The sequence below is a fragment of the Mucilaginibacter sabulilitoris genome (assembly GCF_034262375.1).
Classification (GTDB): domain Bacteria; phylum Bacteroidota; class Bacteroidia; order Sphingobacteriales; family Sphingobacteriaceae; genus Mucilaginibacter; species Mucilaginibacter sabulilitoris.
This window is the reverse complement of the sequence record NZ_CP139558.1, coordinates 4,206,430-4,226,648: the sequence shown is the minus strand read 5'-3', so window position 1 is coordinate 4,226,648 and position 20,219 is coordinate 4,206,430. Positions and strand designations below refer to the sequence as shown.

Below are 20,219 nucleotides of genomic sequence, written 5' to 3'. Positions count from 1 at the left end.
TTTTGATGTAACCGGTATTGTACATATACAGATCGTGTACTTAAAACGTTTCTACTAAAACTTACTGAAAATATAAGCTTAGATAGTAAGTTTCTAAACAGTCTGAAAATGCTGCTCCAATAAATATACTATGAATGAACCCGGCAAAACAATAAAAAGAAAGCTGACAGATCATCATGATGCAAAAACATTACTTTTAAAAGCAAACCTTGCCCACGGCGGGCATGCACTTGATATCATTAAAACCATGCGTTACTCGGCCGTTATTATGGGTGTAAAAGCCATATCGTATACTGATATCTATGACAATAAACTACGGATAGAGCTCTGGGAAAACGGCCAGCTGGTTTCTGTTGAGCAGATGGATGGAAATGATGGCTGGCGGTGGCTGCAGGGCAAAAAAGCACCCATGCCGCCTAACCGCGTTGCGGAGATGAAAAGTACATTTTACTCAGGCTTGCTTGGTCTGCGTAAACCGGCATTAAACCAGATGCAGGTGCTGAACATGCAAAAACTAAAAAACAACACTTACTCGGTATTGTGCAGGTTAGATGGCAATGATTATATTTTTGCTATTAACAGCCAAAACCAACTTGTGGCTGAGGCAAATAAAACGGCGGGACGAACATCGGTATCAGCGCTTTTTGATCTGCGTGCTATACAGGGCATTATCATTCCATTTAAGGAAGTAGTAACTACCGGCTTTAAGAAGCTGGTTATTGAGTATGATGATTTTGAGATAAACCCAGGGATTGATAACAGTACCTGGGATAGCCCGGCGGGTGTGTGATAATTGATACGCCAGTATCGACGTAATATTAAGTATCTGTTAATTAACATATTTGGCAAAACAACAAGTGAAGATATAGGTTTATTGGGGAAATTCCTGACCTATGAAATTGTTTATCCTCATCTTAATTACCTGTACAATTGGTGTTTATTACCGGGCAGAAGCACAAACCGGTAGCCTTAATGGGGTTTACGCCGGTTGCCAGTTTACGGTTAGTCCGCTAATTGGAGGTGGTATGAACCGCCGTGATATTGTATTCCTGTTCAGGCCCGATGGTACTTTTAATGACCAGATGGGGCAAGCCGACTGGAAAACGAGGGTTAGCGGTAAATACACAGTAAGCGGGTCGAAGATTGATTTAAACTTTGCCGGTGGGCATTCACAATATACCATAAAAGATGCCAGTACATTATACGGCCATGGTTATAACCTGTTTAAGCTCCAGGGTAATATTATACCACCGGGCTATTATGAGTTTATAAGCGCCATGGGCAGCGGTGGTGGTGTATCGGGTTTGGCCTATGTGGGTACATCAACCCACCGGGGATTAAATTTTGATGCAAACGGGCATTTCAGTAATTCTCGTTCATCAGCTACCTTAATAGCCGGAGATAATGTTGGTGGCGGCAGCACAAGCAGTGGCAATGGTAGCGGCATCTATAAAATTAAAGATGGAGTGCTTACCCTAACTTATAGTGATGGCAAAACCGAGTTGCACAGCTTTTTTTGCGATAAGCCCGGCATGAAAACCCAAATGGCAATGGTTGACGGCAGGATATATTTTAAAAATAATGATAAAGAAACTGATAAACCGGTTGCCGCTAAAACCACTTCAACAGCCAGCAATAACATCACAGCAACATCACCGGTTACAAACAATACCGACGGGATGGCTTTGCTGTTAAGAGCCAATAACACACATGGCGGGGCCAAACTCAACAATGTTAAAACTGCCCGGTTAACTGCCACCATTATGGGCATAAAGGCAGTTGAATTAATTGACCTTGACAACAGCCGGATACGTGTGGAATTATGGAAAAACGGCAAGCTAAGTTCCGTAGAACAAACCGAAGGCGACAATGGCTGGCAATGGATAAATGGCAGTAAAACCATGTTGCCAGCCGATAAGGTAGCCTCAGACAAAAGCACACTATACTCAAACGTGCTGGGTTTACGCAAAGCAGCATTGGATAAAATGCAGATACTCAACACCCAAAAAACACCAAACAACAATATATATACTGTTGAGTGCAAGCTTGATGGCAATAACTATGTTTTCGCGGTGAATGACCAGAACCAACTGGTTGCTTTTGGGTATAGGATTGGCGGTAAAACATCAACGTCATTACTGTCAGACATGCGACAGGTACAGGGGATCTCCATCCCCTTTCATGAAGTATCAACTTCCGGCACGCAGAAACTCACCATACAATATGATAATATGGAAGTTAACCCCGTTTTTGATGCCAGCAACTGGACGGTACCACCAAGTAATTAACTCAAAGCAAAACGCCCCGGCAAGTTCATTTGCCGGGGCGTTTTTTAGTAAAAAAGCATCGCTTATTTAACGCTCCATTTTTGTTGTAATAGTTTTATAAAATACCCTCCTACCACACTGCGGGCCTGAAAACCTACCTGTTTGCCGTTGGTAGTTTCGTACCAGTCGCTCATTGGTACGCGGGTTGGGGTTTCCATGGCATATTTATAAACCGGGTTGGCCAGCGCCTCAAAATCACTTCTGTCTTTTGCTAAAGTAGCTGTCCAGATAATCCAGTCGCTTTTGGTATAAGTTTTACGGCTATCCAGTGGTATACCGTATTTCTGTTGTTTGGTCAGATAAAATTTAACCTCGCGGTCATAAACCGACTGCGGGAACAGGTCAAGTTTTAATATCTTATCCCAAATGATATTATATTTCTGGCTCCAGGTATCCTTTTTATCAAACACCAAAGAGTAATGATCGCCGGCATCAGCCATTTGCATCCATTTGGCAACCATTTCTTTAGCCATGGCGCGATATTTAGCGGCAACTTCTTTTTGTCCCATTAAATCAGCCAGATGGGCATAGCAGCCAATGCCTACAATAGCTTTGGCAGATAAGTTGGCATTACGCGCCAGGTGACCGGCAAAATCATCAGTACATAATTGGTTGGCCGGATCCAGACCTTCTTTGGCCAGATAGTTTGTCCAGGTGGTTAATATTTTCCAGTGTTTTTTAGCATACTCAGGGTTATTACCATTTGCTTTAACTATGGCAGCAGTTAAGGCCAGCATGTTACCTGATTCTTCCACAGGCATACCTTCGCCATAAGTTTGACCATTAGCCAGCGGATAAGTACCCAGGTCATGTGCCGCGAAATCATGAGCGAATTTGCCGCTTTCGCTAAAGTAGAAGATGCCGTTAAGCATACCCTCCATTAGCTTAGGGTTGTAAAGCAGGAATAAAGGCGCAGACGGATAAGTAACATCAACCGTATTGATTGAACCGTTGCTGAAGTTCTCTTTCGACAGGAACAGCACTTCGCCCTGCGGGCTTTTTACTAAAATATGGGCGGCTATAGCCTGGCGATAGGCCAGCACACAAAGTTTGGCATAATCGGTACCACCCGCAGCCTGGGCATCTTTATACATAGATGTATTGAAGGCGGCGCATTTTTTCAAAATAGCCGGATATTCTACCGCCGCTTTTGCCAATACCTGTTCAATGGTTTTTGTTTCGGCAGTTTGCCACCATGGTTTTAGGTTGGTATGGAAGTATTGTACCGGGTTAATATCATCATAACCGAGTTCCAGAAATTTCTCAACCGGGGCAGCGCCTACTTTGCCAAAAGGTATTACGGTGTTTAAAACCAGGCTTTTGCCTTCTGTTTCTGCAGATTTGGTATCGCCACTAAAAAATGAATTAACTGATTGTTTGGAAGTACTCACATATTGCTGGGCATTGGTTGTTTTAGGTACAGCTACGTACATGTAACCCCAGTCAATGCGTACATCATCGCCTTTCTTTTGCAAAAGAGGCTGTTCAACCGTACCTGCCTTTAAAACAGACAAGGTACCGGTAGTGTATTGTTTGGTAGTTACCGCCTGATCAGGAGTATTGCGGGCCACATCTGCCGAAGCGCCTAAATAAACCTTTACATCATGCGATTTGCCATCATTTGATTTTACCTTATAGCTGATATAGGATACCGGCCTTGATAAAACACTCAGGTCGTTCATCAGCAACGGAGAAGTAAAAGTTAGCTGCAGATCGGCTTTGCCTGCGGTAAAGGTATAAGTGGTTTGCGTAGCGTTTAAGGTTACGCTTGTTTGTTTGGCGGTTTCTAAAGCCGCGTGATCGGTTGGTTTTAGCTCATCGGCTAAACCAGCATCAAGCCATGCGCCGCCGCCTGTATTGGTACAATGCAGGGCCAGTACGTTTTCGCCTTTTTTGAGTTTGCTAACAGCTTCGTCGCTAAGTTTAAAATATTGCAGATCGCCGTTTGCACCACCTTGTTCATTTATCTTTTCGCCATTGAGGTAAACCTCCGCCTCATCGTCATGATGCAGCCTTAGCGATAGTTTATTGAAGTTAAGCTCATCAATAGTAAAAGTTCTGCGCACCCAAATGTCGCGGCTTGTCCATAAGGTTTTAGCGGCGGCTTTTTCATTGCTGAATGGCGCGGTACCGGTTTTCCAGGCGCTGTCATCAAACTTGGCATCGGCCCAGTCTTTTCCCGGGTCAGCTTCGGTATATTTACAAGTATATGGGGTTTCATTAGCTGCGGCCAGCACGGTTTTATATTCGGCTGATTCCTTGCCCATAAAACGGTAAACGGTACCATCCACCTTAATAAGGCCTAATAAAGATTGATCCTTACCTGTCCAGTGCCGGGTTGTTGATTCGGCCAGATCATCAGAAAACGACCAGATACTAAAATAAGGATTATGCGTAATAAGCGGATAAGCCGGCGCTTTAGTGGCTTGTGCCCTCGCAAAAAGACCGGCAAGCATCATGCCGGCAACTAACGGAAACCTTTTCATGTTTGTTATAAATGGTTAATACAAGATGTAATTTAAGCACGTAAATATTTGTATTTTCCGGTTAAAAAAAGCAGGCTTTTACAAAAAGCGTCAAATGGACGATTAATTGATACGATATGTAGAAGTTTAGCTCAGGTACTTATATTTTAATTGCCGAGGGCGAATTTAATTGCCGCGTTGGAATGTATAAGTACCGTATCAAACAAGGTAACCAGCGTATCCTGACTGCTGATGAGTAAAGGAATTTCTGTGCAGCCCAATATTATCCCTTCGGCCCCGGCAGCAACCAGCTCATCAATAATTGACAGGTAACGCGCCTTGGTTTCGGGTTTAAATATGCCTTTGCCTAATTCATCAGCAATAGTATGATGTATAAACTTACGGTCGTCATCGCCCGGGATAAGGGTTTTAATGCCGTGCTGCACCAGCTTATCTTTAAAAAAATCAAACTCCATGGTGAATTTTGTACCCAGCAGTCCAACTGTTTTGAGGCCTTTGCGCTCAATTTCGTGTGCAGTTTCGGTAGCGATATGTATCACAGGCAGCTGAATGTTCTGCTCCAGTTCATCGGCTATTTTGTGCATGGTATTGGCGCAAAGCACAATAGCCTCTGCTCCGCTTTGTTTTAAGTTCAAGCTGGCCTGGGTGATCATGTTTAACGTCGACTCCCAGTTATTGCTCTCGTTATTACGCACAATGTCGGCATAATTGAAGGAGTAAATAATACATTGGACAAAGTTAAGGCCACCCAATTGCTGGTTGATGCCTTCGTTTATCAATTTGTAGTATTCGGCAGTTGAAACCCAGCTGATGCCGCCTATTAGTCCTAAAGTTTTCATTTAGCCAAAGCTAATAAAATGTGCAGATTTAGATGTGAGGATTTCAAATGTGCGGGTATGCAGATGAAAGAAATTTTTAAATAATCTGCACATTTGAAATCTGCACACCTGCACATCTATTATTTAAACATTTCGAATCTATACTGAGCAACGCTCCAGAACTCATCGAGCGCTATGATGCGTGGTTTAAAAAAGGAAATAAGCGCGGGCCAGTCGTTTTTGTTAAATATGCTTGTGGCCGGCAATATCCTGATGACGCGGCTCACGGTTTTGTGGTTTTCATCGGTGGTGTGCAGCTGCCATTCCCATTCTTCATTCAAATAAGTATGCAGCATGGTTTGCAGTTCCTGAAATTGCTGAAACATTAACTCTTGCATGCCAGTATCGGGATGGGCTATTTCTATGGCTATATAAGCCGAACGGTTATCGGCCTGCATTTTGAAGCTTAGGTGCTTTAAACCGGTTTTATAGTTTATCCAGTTTATTTTCAGACCATCGGCAGATAATTGCGGGGCTATATATTGCCCGAAAGTTGTCCAGAAAGCCTGTCGTATTTGTGAAGCCTCGTCTTTTGAATACAATTTATTTATTGAATATTATATAAGCCGCCAAAATTATGGTTTTTATTTGAAACAGCAGAGCAGGCTTGCTTTTGCAAACCTGCTCTTAATAAAAAGTAACTTATGTTTAAAATCTGTTCCAAAATGCGGGCGGCTCAATACCCAATGTGCGGAGGTAAACATAGCCCTGGGCACGGTGATGGATTTCGTTATCGATAAAGTAAAGCAGCAGATCGATGATCTTACCTTCGTAGGCGCCAAAAGCCAGATCTACTTCCTGAAAACGCTGTTGCGGAATCTGGTGCCATACCTGGTTAATTTGCACGGTAATTTGATCCCAGTGATCCAAAAGCTCTGTTTTAGAGTTGAACTTTACTTTCTCTGTTGCATGGTCAAGCTCTGCAACCGGTTTCCATTCGCCGGTTGCTATACCGGTGATGCCATCTTCGCTGATGTCCATTATTTCTAAGGCAAGGCCGGCCATTGGGCGCATACCTCCTACTGAATAACTGAATAATTTATCTTCGGGAAAAGCCTCAATTGTTTTGCGGGTTAACCTGCGATGACCCTGCCAGTGCTCTACTAAAGCTTCTGGTGAAATAATTGGTTCAAGGCCTTGTGTTGCTTGCTGGTGAATTGCGTTTGTTTCCATGGTTTTAATTGTTGTTGATTTTTTATACAACAAAGAAACCACGGGCTAATGACAACCCTATGTCAACAGCCTGAAGATATATTTTATTTAATCTGAAATTTCTTAAATTTAGGCTACTGTTTAACCCAACCGACAAACTATCAGTTGGGTTATTATGCTTAGATGGCTGATTTAAGGTTAGTGATTGTTGATAGTTTTGCGAGTGTGAAAGCACCGATAGCCATAGCCAGATCGCGAACGGCTACATCAAAATAATTTCCGCTTGTTAATAAACTTAAAGCAATTAATACCAGCCATGCGCATACCAGGTAAGCGCCTTTTTGCGGGTTCAGGAATACGAGCACGCCGGCAACTATCTCAATAACGCCTACTATCATCATAAATATATGGCCGTCAAATGGCAGCATGGCTTTTAGCGAGGGGTTAAGGTAATGCTCCCAATCGGTTAGCAGGTCGGTAAATTTGTCGGCACCGGCAACAATGGGTATCAACCCGTAAGTGAATTTTAGCAGCGTTTGAATGTCTTTGACTTTTTTAGTTTGATCTTCCATGATGTTTTGAATTTTATACTCATTAGAGATCGCGACGAAAAAAAGGGTTACAAAATATAATTCGCCCGAATTTGTAACCCTTTAAATTTTGAGTACTCTATTAATAATAAATTTGTTTTATGACCCGAGTGAGTGACATCATTATTAGTGCCTTAAGTGATGAAGAAATAGTGGCCCGAATAGTTAACGGAGAGCAGCATTTGTACGAAAACCTGATGCGCAAATTCAATCTTCGTTTGTACAGGATCAGTATGGCTATTGTTAACGATGACAAAGAGGCCGAAGATATTATGCAGATCGCTTACCTGAACGCGTACCGTCAATTATCAAATTTCAAACACCAATCGAGTTTTAGTACATGGCTTACCCGCATATTGATCAATGAGAGTTTACTGCACAAAAAGAGAAAATTAAGATTGCAAAAAGCGCTGATGGAAAATAATTACAATGATTATCACAGGCAAACGCCACTGGACGATCTGATGAACAAAGAATTAAAAAACGCATTGCAAAAGGCGGTATCTACCCTGCCGGAGAAATACAGAATGGTATTTGTGATGCGTGAAGTGCAGGGAATGAGTACAACCGAAACCATGGAGGTTTTAAACCTGGGAGAATCAAATGTAAAAATACGGCTTACAAGGGCAAAGGAAATGCTTCGCACCGAACTGAATGCTTATTGGAAACCAACCCAGCTTTATGAGTTTAACCTGGTGCGCTGCGATGTGATCGTTAATCATGTGATGAATGTCATTAATACCAACGCCCGATAAACCAATCATTGGTTTAGTACACATGAGGTAAATTGACAAAACACTGTGTGTGTGGTGGTTATCCCTTTAATTGTAAAATCCGTGCACTCATTCCAACACCAGCTTATTTAGCCGGTTCGCGTTTAAAGAAATACAGCATATATCCCAAAAACAGACGGTTGTAAACCTCAAAGCCAAAGCGTTCATACCAGGGCAAATTGACCTGTACGGATGTTTCCAGGTAAACAGGCAAATTCTTTTTACCGGCCTCGACAAATATTTGCTGCAACAGCCAGCTTCCTATGCCCTTGCGTTGTTCATCCGGTTCTACCCCGATAAACCAGAGGTAGGCCATAGGTTCTTTAGGCCGCCGGCTTTTGATCATGAACTCCCTTTCCAGCATTTTCTCAATGTTCCTGATGTCAATGGCTTTGAAAATCAATTGTAAATCTAACCAAAGAGATGTGAGGGTTGTCCGTTTGAGGTGTGGATAGAGTACCAGGGCGCAAGCTTTGCAGTCGTCGGATAACCATATGTCACCAAACCGGCTGCATACCTCGAAGGAATACTGCATTAAGATCCTGATATTGCGCGCTCTCTTAGCATCCTGCCGGATAATATAATTCACGCTCTGATTAGCATCAAAGGCCCGGCTGAGCAGGTTGACGACTAAAGCTTTGTCATTCATTGTTGCTTTTATCATTAATACGTGTTCCTATCGTTAACGACTGCCAATGGCGTGCGACCGTCCTGTGATGGTTTAATGGATTTGTCTGTTTCCTGGAAATCAAGGTCTTTACCAAAGGTTTCCTTCATCTTACGCAGTGACAAAATAGCTAACGAAAGGCATAGCATCGCCAGCAATTCTCCTGCTATTATGATTGATCCTTTAAAATATGAGGTTAGTAATTGAAATAAGAACGACATTGGCACTACCGCACCGCGAACAAAATTGGGGACTGTTGTGGTTACTGTTGCCCGAATGTTGGTGCCAAACTGCTCAGTCGCAATAGTCATAAAAATAACCCAATAGCCTACAGAAAAGCCCAGTACACCGCAGGTCATATAAAACAGCTGCACACTTACCCCATTTAGTTGGAAGAAGATAATTAAAGCAACAACAGTTATGCTCAAAAATATATACACTACTTTTACCCGACTCTTAAGCAGCTGACTCAGGATACCGCTCACAATATCACCAACAACGAGCCCTCCGTAACACCAGGCAACGGATGCGCCCGCGTTCACCGTCCCTTTTACCTGGAGTACTTTAGAAAATTCCGGAGATAGCGTGATCAACACACCAACAACAAACCACAAAGGAACCCCTATTAAAATACAACTGAGATATTTTCTGAAACGTTTCCCGTTATTGAACAGTAACCAGATATTACCCCTGTTAGCTACTTCCCTGGCTGCATCGAAAACGCCCGACTCTGATACACCAATCCGTAACAGGAGCAGTAAAAGGCCCAGGCCGCCGCCAATAAAAAAAGATATCCTCCAGCTAAAGTATTGAGCAATTACGTAAGCAGCAATTGCCCCGCTTACACCAACTGAAGCAATAACGGTGGTTGCATAACCGCGCTTTTCTTTAGGCATCAATTCTGCAACAAGTGTTATCCCTGCACCGAGTTCACCGGCAAGGCCTACTCCTGCAACAAAACGCCATAAGGCGTAACCTGTTACTGAGTCAACAAAGCCATTGGCAATATTCGCTACGGAATAAATGCATATTGAGCCGAACAGTACGGATAACCGGCCTTTTTTATCACCCAATATACCCCAGAATATACCACCGGCCAACATGCCTGCCATTTGCAGGTTTAGCAACAACAGCCCGGTATCGGTAAGTTTTGCACCGGTTAAATGCAGAGATTGCAGACTTGGGATACGAACAATACTGAATAAGAGCAGATCATAAATATCAACAAAGTAACCCAGGGATGCAACGATGACCGCTGCCATTATTTTATTATTTTTTATCATTTGAAGATGAGTAGATTATTTCAATTATTTTTCTGTAAACCGGAGATAGTTAGAGGTGGTACCAGCACCATAGCTCTTCATTTTTTGTAAGGTTTAAATAATATTGCGTCAGCCGGGATTAAACCTGCCGAACCGGTGTTATCAATTTCCACATAAGGTTTAAGCTTACCCGAAAACAGATAAGTACCTATTGGTACCCACTCACCTGCTGTTTGCCCTTCAATTCTGATTTTTGACTTGAGCAATACCTCCCGGTGAAGCGCCCTGCCATCAAAAATCTTTATCGCAATGGTATCAGCAGCCAAGGATAATGCCGGGTAATAACAGTACAGCTGATACTTGCCACGCCGGATTTTTTGAGGATAAAATCTTATTGTTTCATCACTTTTTCCGTGACTATCAAGGTATAACATATCCGGGCCGTAGGCTTCACCTGCTTTGGTTTTCCAGTTACCGTTTATAACCACATTTTTGCTCTGATTATCAACAATTTGTTCGGGCTCACGCCCGTCTAACAGCAGATCGTTTTTTATTTTGCTGTTAATTTTCAGGTAACTAACTTTTTGTACAGCGATTTTTTCATCAATTGCTATACTTGCAGCGGTTGCGGCCACCTGACCCAAAACCATAAAAACAGGCTCCATACGAATAGAGCCATAAGCGATATGGCTCGCTGACAAGCAAACCGGCACTATCAAATTTTTGCATTCGTTATCCTTTGGTACTAAAGCCCGATAAGCGATTGGGTAAGGAGGAAAATCTCCGACCTCGACATTGCCCTCATTCTTAACCATTCCATTCACAACTAAACGGTCACAATTATGCGAATCCATGGTGTATGCTGCCATTGCTATTCCATCCAGCGCTTTTTCCTTTCCTACACAGTTGGCCTGGGTCATCACATATTTACCCAGCATCCTTCTGGCTTCGCGTATGTAAGGTTGGTGAGACCAGTGATCATTATCCAAAAACTCGTCTTTGGGATACCCCCATTGCAACATTTGCGTTCTCAATGCTATCGGAACCCTGCTGTCATGTCCAAAAAAGTAAAGCAGGCCTTTGGTATATTCAGTTAGATCTGCAATATATTTCGCCCTTAAAAGGTAGCTCCCTTCAGGATACGTATAGTTATTACCAATCATATCCGTCGAAAAACCATTTCTGTTATTGATATCCGTTTTTTGATTTGGCATCAAACTCCAGATAAAATAATCATTTAAGGTCCGTTTACCTGGTTGAGCTTCAATCAATCTTGCCAGCAATTCATAACGTGTGCTGTCATAGCCTTCGGGCCTTTTTACAGGTATAAGATTAGCGGCATTATTAGTAAGGCAAATACGATAATTATATGCCTGGACTTTATCATCGCCAGAACCCTGCGAAGCCAGTTTACCCTGGCTAATCCCCCATATTAGCCCACTGGCAGGTTCAGCTTTGATGCGATAAGGGTCAATGAAATCAGGGAACTGATGACCTTTTAATAATTGCACCCCATTGTAAGTTTCCTTGTACATGGAATTAGCTTCCCGCCCAACAGTATAAGAAACCCCGGCCTTAGCCATGAGGTCGCCCTCGTAACTGCAATCAATAAATTGACTGGCCGAGATCACCTTATGGGGTAGATCCCGGCCTGCAATTGATGGTTCAACAACAATGCTTTTTATTTCATTACCTGTTTTGTTTACAGAAAGCAGACGATATTCATAATAAACATCAATTTTAGCCCCAGCGATGTACGCTTTGAAAATATCCTCTGCCACATGGGGTTCAAATATCCATTGCTCAAATTTTCCATAGTGATTACCAACCCTGCGATAAAAATCCTTTGCTATTCCGGTAACTACGTATTTATTTCCGATATCGGTGTATCCCAAACCTCCGGAACTCAGACCGCCCAAGTGTTTTCCGCTTTCGATGATAATGACAGATTTTCCTGCTTTTTTTGCAACATAAGCAGCTACAACACCGGCTGATGTGCCTCCGTAGATACAAATATCATAATGCGGCTGCGCGTATAAAACAGGCATCACGAGCATTAATATTACGGTCAACTTATACTTTTTGCTAAACATTGTCTGTTAGTTATAAAACCTGAAATGGGACAACTGCACTTGCTATATGATTATGGTTATCTTTTGCAAAACCATAAAGCCTGTATTTACCCGCCGCAGGAGCTTTTATTACAACCTGATTTCCGGTAACCTGAACAATAGTGTTGGCAACACCAGGAAATGTACCGGCAATTGCGGGGTTAGTTGAAATTTGTGCCGATTCTTTAACAACTGTCCATTCAAATGTTATGGGGTCATTATCGGGGTCGGTTGCTGTCATACTCCCATTATAATTTTGACCAGCAACCAGGGTTACATTATCAGTTGCTATTTGGCCATTTATAATTATTTCATTGTTGGTAGGAATTTGCGGCGCCCGATTAGACGGAAAGCTCCCTGTCCAAAGATTTTGCATCATTTCGACAGATCCAAACTTGCGCCTCTCTCTTGAAAATAATCCGTACCACATGGCTACAGCTCCATGCGTTTGATGTCCCCACATAAATACATATGATCCTAAGCAGCCATTATTAAAATTAGATGATATACTTGAGTACCTTATTTGATAAACGTTGGCTTTTCTGGAACTATTAAACTCCTGCAGCGATCCCCAACTTGTTTTAGCAGATGTTTCCCAGGTGCCGGTTGGCCCGTATTCTCCAATAAAATAAGGTTTTGGGAAATTAACTGACTGCAGCTTTCCATAAACAGTGGCTATAGGAGAATAGGAGTTTATCCCTAAACAATCCAGATTTGGTGCCCGCAGCTTAATCTGACTTAACATTGTAGTATCCGCACCTGCAACGATTGTTGCAGCAGGATGGTTCGGATCTTCCAGATGGATCATTTGTGCAATATCGTTGACAGCATTCCAAACTTTGAGATTAGTATACTTCGAGTTTACTTCATTACCTATTGCCCACATCAGTACTGCCGGGTGATTGCGATATTTTTTTACCCAATAAGTAAAATCGGTTAATTGCTGATGTACAGCAGCTGTATCATTATAATTAAAGCCAAATTCTTCGTGGGCGGCATAAAGGCACAGGGTAACTGATATCCCATGGGCATAGGCTGAATCCAGTATACGTTGAGTGGAATCTGTAACATTGTAATTCCTTATGGAATTACCACCGTATGAGGTCAGGTTAGTCCAGTAATCAAAATCGAGATTGGTGTTAATCGCGGCGCCTTTTATAGTGTACGGTTGTCCATCGCGCAAAATCTTGAACACCCCATTTTCTTTTACAATTTGTACCTGTGATGCAGATGACAGACTATCATTATGAATAACTTTTCTTGACCCATTGATACCCGCTTGTTGTACAAGCCCTGGCTTTTTACAGCTGAATAAGCTAATTGAAATGAAAACTATTCCAATTATTACATTTAATACTTTCATAATGGTTATTTTTTATTGGTTAAAGAAATTATTTGTCCTGCTTTAAGTAATTCTTCTCTTAATTCAGGATATGATACATCTTGTACACTTTGTTTGGTTGCAATGGATAGCGCGGCTGCGGCGCCGGCAGATTGTCCAAGTACCATATAAACCGGCTCCATTCTGATAGTACCATAGGCTACGTGTGATGAAGAAAGGCACACCGGTACTAAAAGATTTGAACATTCAGTTTTTTTAGGGGTGAGTGCACGGTAAGAAATAGTGTAAGGCCGGTTATTTCTGAAATAAGTGCCTTCCAACCGGACCCTTCGGGCAGAATCTAACATCCTGGAAACAAAGTGACAATCTAGCATATACGTACCCAAGCCAATGGATTCTTGTGCGGGCTCTGCTCCTGTGCAATTTTGCTCGCGCATCACAAAATCACTCACCATCCGCCGGGCTTCACGCACATACAACTGGGTTGGAAAGTTATGATTGTCCTGATATTCATCTTTAGGTAGCCCCCAGCGCTTCATCTCATCTCTGATACGCTGCGGTACCCTTGTATCATTCCCCAAAAACCATAGCATGCCCAGGGCATAATTGGCATGCATCGCATCAAGCTTATTTCGTTGCTTGTAACCGGCCTCCGGATAGTCATAACTTGCCCCAACAAAATCTAAATGATTGGTATCTGTTTTTTTATTTGGCATTGGTGTAAATGTGATAATGGAGCTTAAATTTATATCGGGATTGGCTGTGATAATTCTTGCCATAAGCTCAAACCACAATGGGTTGTAGCTTTTGGGTTTGGTAATAGGTATTAAATTGGTAGAATCATCTGTAAGCGTAAGCCGGTAACAATAGGATTGCGTACGTTTATCGGCAGTGCCATCTGCGCCGGCAACCCGTGGTTCTATAAAGGGCAATATCCCTGAGCGCGGATCACCTGATTTTATATATGGGTCTACCGGATTAGTTTCACTAACTATTACGTTGCCAAGCCTTATCCCATTGAAAGTTTCGCCATACTGGGCATTGGATTCCCTGCCAACAATATAAGAAACTCCGGAGGCCGCCATAAGGTCGCCCTCGTAAGTAGCATCTATAAACACTTTTGCAGAATAAGCCTTATTGCCCGTAGTGATCAGTCGTTTGATCACAGTGCCATCTTTTACCACTCCCCCGCTCCGTTTAATCTTTTGGTTATAAACAACGGTGACTTTCGCATCTGTAAGCATTTGTTTAAAAATACCATCAAGCACTTTGGATTCATAAACCCACTGCATTTTAAGCGAGTCATTTTTACCGGTGAATGTTCTTTTCTTTGAAAGCTCAAAAAACTCATCACGAGTTTGGTTTCTCCACGCCGCCGGGTTTTGGTAATAACTGTATAGTTTTTGAAATGCTTCTCTGGCAATTCCACCAATCAACCGGTAATTGTTTATATCAGTAGCCGTTAAGCCGGCCGTCATTACCCCGCCAACATGATTGTCTGTAGATAACAATAAAACCTGCTTACCCATTCGTGCCGCCTGTATAGCAGCTGTGATACCCGAAGGCGTTTCGCCATACACGCATACGTCATAATTATTGTTTTGCGCATAACTTAATGAACTATATATCAAAAGGATACAAGCGCTAATTAAAATTTTATTTATATTTCTCATTGTGTTATCTTTTTATTTTTCAAGCAATAGGATCCCTGTATGCACAGTTCTGTGCATACCATAAAACAAGGGCCATCGGTTAATATCCCGGGTTTTGTTTAAGTAATGGATTAGTGCTTAACTCAAGTGACGGAATTGGAAAAAGAAGCTGATAGTCTTTTACACTTATACTGGCATCCTGCGCATTCATTGCAGGTATTAGTTTTTCCGTTCGCAACAGATCAAATCGTCGTTGCCCTTCAAATGCAAACTCTAATCTCCGTTCGTTAATTACGGCATCTTGAAACTGTGCTTGTGTTAGTCCCGGAGCAAGGTCATAAATTGATGTTGAACCAATGGGCAATCCATAAGCCCTGCGATGTACCTGATTAAAAGCTTCATATGCCTCAGCACTGCCAGAATTAACCTGATTTAAAGCCTCCGCGAACATTAATAGCAGGTCGGCGTAGCGGGTTATGTAATAATTATTTGCTCCGCCACTTGTAGTAAGAGCTGTGGGGTCTTTATACTTTGCTACATAATAAGGAAATTTAACGGATGCCGGGGCTTTGGGGTCTGCCGTATATGAATATTGCCTTACATTAACCGCTTTACGAAGGTCATTTTCCGGGTAGGCATCAAAGTGGTTTTTAGTTACGGGATTATCACCAAAACCGGCAAAAGGAGATTTATCAAACGATGGCCGGAAAAATCCCGCATAGTTGCTGCCTATATTTCCTGACCCGCTTTGGTATTGTATTTCAAAAATAGATTCTTTGAGATTTTTATTGGCTATCAAAAACACATCTGCGTAATTAGGCCATAATGAATATATACCCAAAGCCATTACTTTTCTTGCCTCACTAACGGCTGAGTCATATTGTTTTTGTGTTAAATAGACTTTAACAAGCATAGTCATTGCAGCTCCTTTTGTAGCTCGTCCGGCATCTTTTGCGCCATATGTTTGCGGAAGATTGGTTTCCCCGTATTGAAAATCTTCAATAATCTGCTTGTAAATATCCCCCGGGGCACTTCGTGCAATCTCTAAGTTGGTTAATGATGTTGTAGCAGTAATTTTTAAAGGCACTGCGCTCCATAACCTAACCAAATTAAAGTACATTAACCCTCTTACAAACCGTGCTTCACCCAGGTATTGATTTTTTATTGCTGGCGAAAGATTGGTCATTTTGGATATATTGTCAACCGCCGTATTTGCACGGTTGATGATCACATAAGAGGTGCTCCAAAATTGATAAAAGAGATTTGTTCCGGAATCATAGGTGAACTTATCTAACTGGTTCTTATCTGCATTTTGTGTGTTACGCCCGTTTCCCCATTCACAATCATCGGTACCTTGTGATTGTATAACTTCCATAAATTGATTATATAAATAATCATTTGTAAGGCTTGCGTAAACAGCGTTCACAGCAGCATTAGCATCGGTAGGAGTTTTGAAAAAGTTTGCCGTTGAATTTACTCCCTCCGGCACAAGGTCTAATTTAGTACAGGAGGTAAGGATAATTGCTATGGAAAGTATAACTGATAATTTTTTCATGATTTGCTAATAAATTTAAAAGCCTACATTAAAACCAAATGTGTATGTCCTTGAATTTGGATATGGGCCGGAATCAAACCCTGGTGCAATATTGCTTGAACCATACCTGCTAACTTCGGGGTCAAGTCCTGAGTACTTTGTAATGGTAAACAGGTTTTGGGCATTGATATAGAGCTTGGCAGACATACCCTTAGAAATATGATCTAAAAGTTTACCTGGTAAATTATAGGAAAGCTGCACGTTTTTTACCCGCAGGTATGAGCCGTTTTCAACATATCTGTCCAGCGACCTGTTATTGGGTTTAATACTCGATGCACGTGGTATATCAGTATTTGTGTTGGTAGGGGTCCATCTGTTTAAAACATTCCTGGTTTGATTTTGAAGGCCATATAAATTCTCTAAAGTAATCTTGTTGCTGTTATACAGCTGATTGCCATAAGACCCTTGCAAAAAAACCAGGAATCCAATATTTTTATAGGACAAAGTGTTTGTAAAACCTCCAAAAAAACGAGGTTGCGCACTTCCTAAAATCACCCGGTCATCGTCATTTATTTTCCCGTCATTATTATTATCTACATAGCGAATGTCACCTGGTTTAGCTGTAGGGGTAGCAGATGCCGCAACTTCTTCTGCATTTTGAAAAATGCCATTGGTTTTGTAACCGAAATATAAACCTAAAGGGTGACCAACTTCCAATATTGCATTATCTGTTGTGCCTGTAAACAGGCGGCTCACTCCTGCCAGGTCCAAAACCTTATTTCGGTTAAAGGATATATTCAAGCTTGTTTCCCATTTTAACTTATTATTAGCCGGGATGGCCGTAACTGTAAATTCTAAACCTTTGTTTTCTGTTTGCCCCCTGTTTTGCAATGCATTACCAAAACCAGATGTAACCGGGATTTTTACGTATAGTAACAGGTTACTTGTTTTTTTGTAATAAGCATCTACATTAAAGAGCAACCTGTTATTAAAAAAGCCTAATTCTAAGCCCCCGTCGGTTTGTGCTGTAGATTCCCATTTGAGATCAGGATTGCCAACTTGTGATGGTGTTAAACCAATTACTTTTACACCGCCGATGGTATAATTTGCCGTACCGAGCAAATCGAGACCCGGGAAATTCCCGATACCGTCCTGATTGCCGGTAATGCCGTGACTTACCCGCAATTTAAGGGTACTAAAAAGATTAAGATTTTTAATGAAAGACTCATCTTCCATGCGCCAAGCCAATGCTGCCGAAGGGAAAAACCCATACCTGTTGTTTTTACCAAAACGTGAAGAACCGTCGGCCCGGGCGGTAACCGTTACTAAATATTTACCTTTAAAACTGTAGTTTATGCGCCCTAAAAAACTTAACAGCGACCATTGGGTTTTACTGGAAGCTGGTGCCGTTACCAGTGCCCCTGTATTTAAGGCATTAGTCCCTAAATTATCATTTAAGAACGATTGAGCCCCGGCGTCTACTGATTGGTATACGGAATTTTGCTGTGTAAAACCACCAAGCAGGTCAAAACTATGTTGCTTTAATTTCAGTTTATAGCTTACAGTGTTTTCGTTTAGCCATGTAAATGTTTGATTACTGGATATAGTTGCCTGACCACCAACCTGGGATCCCGAATAGACAGATTGCGGCAGGTAAACATCATTTCTATTGTAAATGACGTCAACACCCCAAAGCGTTTTCACCGTAAGTCCTTTTATAATTTCGGCACTCGCATATATGTTTCCCAGCGTACGGTATATATTGGTGTAGTTTTGATATCCATTTAACAAAGCGATGGGGTTATCAAAGTTTGTTCCTTGCTTATTTGAACTGGTATAAGAACCGTCGGGCTGATAAACAGGCAAATCAGGCTGTAATGTGGCCATTGTAAATAACGAGCCGGCACTTACCTGATTTGTTCGTACATTGCTGATGGTTAAACTGTTGCCTATCTTGAATTTCTCACCCAGATCGCGGTCAAGATTGGCGCGCAGGCTATAACGTTTAAAATCAGATGATTTGGCTATCCCGTCCTGGCCGAAATAATTGGCAGATAAAAAAAAGCGTGTTTTATCCTCACCGCCCGATACCGATACCTGGTGATTTTGAATGGGCGCTTTGCGAAATATCAATGATTGCCAATCGGTTGTAGGTGGTACCTGTGTAAGATCATAAACTGGTGAGCCACCTTCGTTTACCGTAGCTTCATTGGCAAAAGCTTCAAATTCGGCGGCATTTAAAAGCGAGTATTTTTTAAGTATGGACTGAATGCCGTAAAAAGAATCGAAGCTCACTTTTGCTGCTCCTTTTTTACCTCTTTTTGTTGTGATGAGAACTACTCCATTCCCTCCTCTTGAACCGTAGATAGCCGTAGCAGATGCATCCTTTAACACATCTATTGAGGCTATGTCGGCAGGATTTATAGCATTAAGCGGGTTTAAACCACTGGCTCCATTATCGCCCTGATCGGCAAATACCGGAATGCCATCAACTACATAGAGCGGTTCATTACTGCCGTATACAGAATTACCGCCTCTTATTCTCATGGCAGACCCGGCCCCGGGCATACCTGAGTTTTGGGTAAATTGAACACCGGATGTGCGGCCCTGCAGCGCCTGATCTACCGATCTGAGGGGTGTTCCATCAAGCGTTTTGACATCTACTGATGAAATAGCCCCGGTAAGGTCTGCCCGTTTTTGTGTGCCGTATCCTACTACCACCACCTCGCTGAGTTTGCTGTTTTCTTCCTGGAGTATAACGTCAATGTTGTTACTTTTTTGAACCGGAACTTCCTGGGTCGTGTATCCCACAAATGAAAAAACAAGTACCGCATCTTCATCAGGAACTGAAATCTTATAGATGCCCTCGCCATTGGTGACAACTCCGTTTCGGGTGTTTTTTATTTTGACAGTTACCCCGGGTATAGGAAGGTTTTTATTATCGACGACTTTACCCGTTATAGAAATTGGCTGTATTTGATCTGTATTAGGGGGCTTTACTTTGATAATAACATCATTTCCATCAAAAACATAAGTAAAAGGCTGATTTGAAAAGCATTGTGAAAGCACTTGTTTTAAAGGGGCACCCCTGGCCGTAAGCGTTACAGGGTTTGCTTTGCTTATTAATTGAACATCATACAAAAAATGATACCCACTTTGTTTTGTCAGCTCGTCTAATACTTTTTCTATAGAAGCGTTTTTGACCGTCAGGCTTATGTTTTGGGCGCGGCTGGAGGCCGATACCTGGATTAAAGCCACCATGCAGATAACAATAGTCAATTTCATTACGAGTAGAAATCTATAGGGAATACAGGATAAAGCCCTGCATATAAATGCAGTAAAAAATTTATACATTTGAATGTTAGGTTTAATAAATAATTGATTGTTTCGACGCAATTGGTATTTAGTTATACTAACTCAGCTTCTCACACTGCTGATTACCAGG

General features: G+C 41.9%; 15 protein-coding genes. 3 read left to right on the top strand and 12 right to left on the bottom strand.

What is annotated here, in order from left to right:
• The first annotated feature begins 130 nt into the window (after positions 1–130).
• Together SNE25_RS18195 and SNE25_RS18190 are read left to right on the top strand one after the other, a co-directional pair.
• A complete protein-coding gene (locus SNE25_RS18195) occupies positions 131–790 on the top strand; it encodes a hypothetical protein (protein WP_321560417.1) in 660 nt (219 codons plus the stop codon).
• 103 nt (positions 791–893) lie between these two features.
• Entirely contained in the window at positions 894–2,288 is a 1,395-nt protein-coding gene (locus SNE25_RS18190) for a hypothetical protein (RefSeq protein ID WP_321560416.1), read from the top strand.
• Positions 2,289–2,350: 62 nt separating this feature from the next.
• On the opposite strand, the gene SNE25_RS18185 is transcribed toward SNE25_RS18190, so the two are convergent.
• The 5 genes from SNE25_RS18185 to SNE25_RS18165 all read right to left on the bottom strand — a co-directional run bounded on the left by SNE25_RS18185 (position 2,351) and on the right by SNE25_RS18165 (position 7,415).
• The gene (locus SNE25_RS18185; protein ID WP_321560415.1) at positions 2,351–4,813 is read right to left on the bottom strand and encodes a glutaminase family protein; all 2,463 of its coding nucleotides are present in this window, start codon (positions 4,811–4,813) and stop codon (positions 2,351–2,353) included.
• A gap of 146 nt (positions 4,814–4,959) precedes the next feature.
• Positions 4,960–5,652 carry an aspartate/glutamate racemase family protein gene (locus SNE25_RS18180; RefSeq protein ID WP_321560414.1) on the bottom strand — a complete coding sequence of 231 codons (693 nt, stop codon included), beginning with the start codon at positions 5,650–5,652 and terminating at the stop codon, positions 4,960–4,962.
• 119 nt (positions 5,653–5,771) lie between these two features.
• Positions 5,772–6,233: a DUF4268 domain-containing protein gene (locus tag SNE25_RS18175; protein ID WP_321560413.1), complete on the bottom strand. Its 462-nt coding sequence runs from the start codon at positions 6,231–6,233 to the stop codon at positions 5,772–5,774.
• A 106-nt stretch (positions 6,234–6,339) separates the two neighbouring features.
• Positions 6,340–6,864: a DinB family protein gene (locus SNE25_RS18170; protein ID WP_321560412.1), complete on the bottom strand. Its 525-nt coding sequence runs from the start codon at positions 6,862–6,864 to the stop codon at positions 6,340–6,342.
• A gap of 158 nt (positions 6,865–7,022) precedes the next feature.
• On the bottom strand, positions 7,023–7,415 hold the full coding sequence (locus SNE25_RS18165; RefSeq protein ID WP_321560411.1) for a hypothetical protein: 393 nt from the start codon (positions 7,413–7,415) through the stop codon (positions 7,023–7,025).
• Positions 7,416–7,534: 119 nt separating this feature from the next.
• Between SNE25_RS18165 and SNE25_RS18160 the strand changes: the two genes are divergently transcribed.
• A complete protein-coding gene (locus SNE25_RS18160) occupies positions 7,535–8,188 on the top strand; it encodes a sigma-70 family RNA polymerase sigma factor (RefSeq protein WP_321560410.1) in 654 nt (217 codons plus the stop codon).
• Between the two features lie 103 nt (positions 8,189–8,291).
• Here SNE25_RS18160 and SNE25_RS18155 read toward each other — a convergent pair whose 3' ends face one another.
• The 7 genes from SNE25_RS18155 to SNE25_RS18125 form a co-directional block, all read right to left on the bottom strand.
• On the bottom strand, positions 8,292–8,870 hold the full coding sequence (locus tag SNE25_RS18155; protein ID WP_321560409.1) for a GNAT family N-acetyltransferase: 579 nt from the start codon (positions 8,868–8,870) through the stop codon (positions 8,292–8,294).
• Entirely contained in the window at positions 8,870–10,156 is a 1,287-nt protein-coding gene (locus tag SNE25_RS18150; protein WP_321560408.1) for an MFS transporter, read from the bottom strand. Before SNE25_RS18150 ends, SNE25_RS18155 begins: the two co-directional genes overlap by 1 nt.
• Positions 10,157–10,233: 77 nt before the next feature.
• Positions 10,234–12,228, bottom strand: coding sequence for an FAD-dependent oxidoreductase (locus tag SNE25_RS18145; protein ID WP_321560407.1), 1,995 nt, complete (start codon positions 12,226–12,228; stop codon positions 10,234–10,236).
• Positions 12,229–12,238: 10 nt separating this feature from the next.
• Positions 12,239–13,609 carry a glycoside hydrolase family 2 TIM barrel-domain containing protein gene (locus SNE25_RS18140; RefSeq protein WP_321560406.1) on the bottom strand — a complete coding sequence of 457 codons (1,371 nt, stop codon included), beginning with the start codon at positions 13,607–13,609 and terminating at the stop codon, positions 12,239–12,241.
• A gap of 5 nt (positions 13,610–13,614) precedes the next feature.
• Positions 13,615–15,261, bottom strand: a complete 1,647-nt coding sequence (locus SNE25_RS18135) for an FAD-dependent oxidoreductase (RefSeq protein ID WP_321560405.1) — start codon at positions 15,259–15,261, stop codon at positions 13,615–13,617.
• Positions 15,262–15,340: 79 nt separating this feature from the next.
• Positions 15,341–16,795: a RagB/SusD family nutrient uptake outer membrane protein gene (locus SNE25_RS18130; RefSeq protein WP_321560404.1), complete on the bottom strand. Its 1,455-nt coding sequence runs from the start codon at positions 16,793–16,795 to the stop codon at positions 15,341–15,343.
• Between the two features lie 15 nt (positions 16,796–16,810).
• Entirely contained in the window at positions 16,811–20,059 is a 3,249-nt protein-coding gene (locus tag SNE25_RS18125; RefSeq protein WP_321560403.1) for a TonB-dependent receptor, read from the bottom strand.
• Positions 20,060–20,219: the final 160 nt, after the last annotated feature.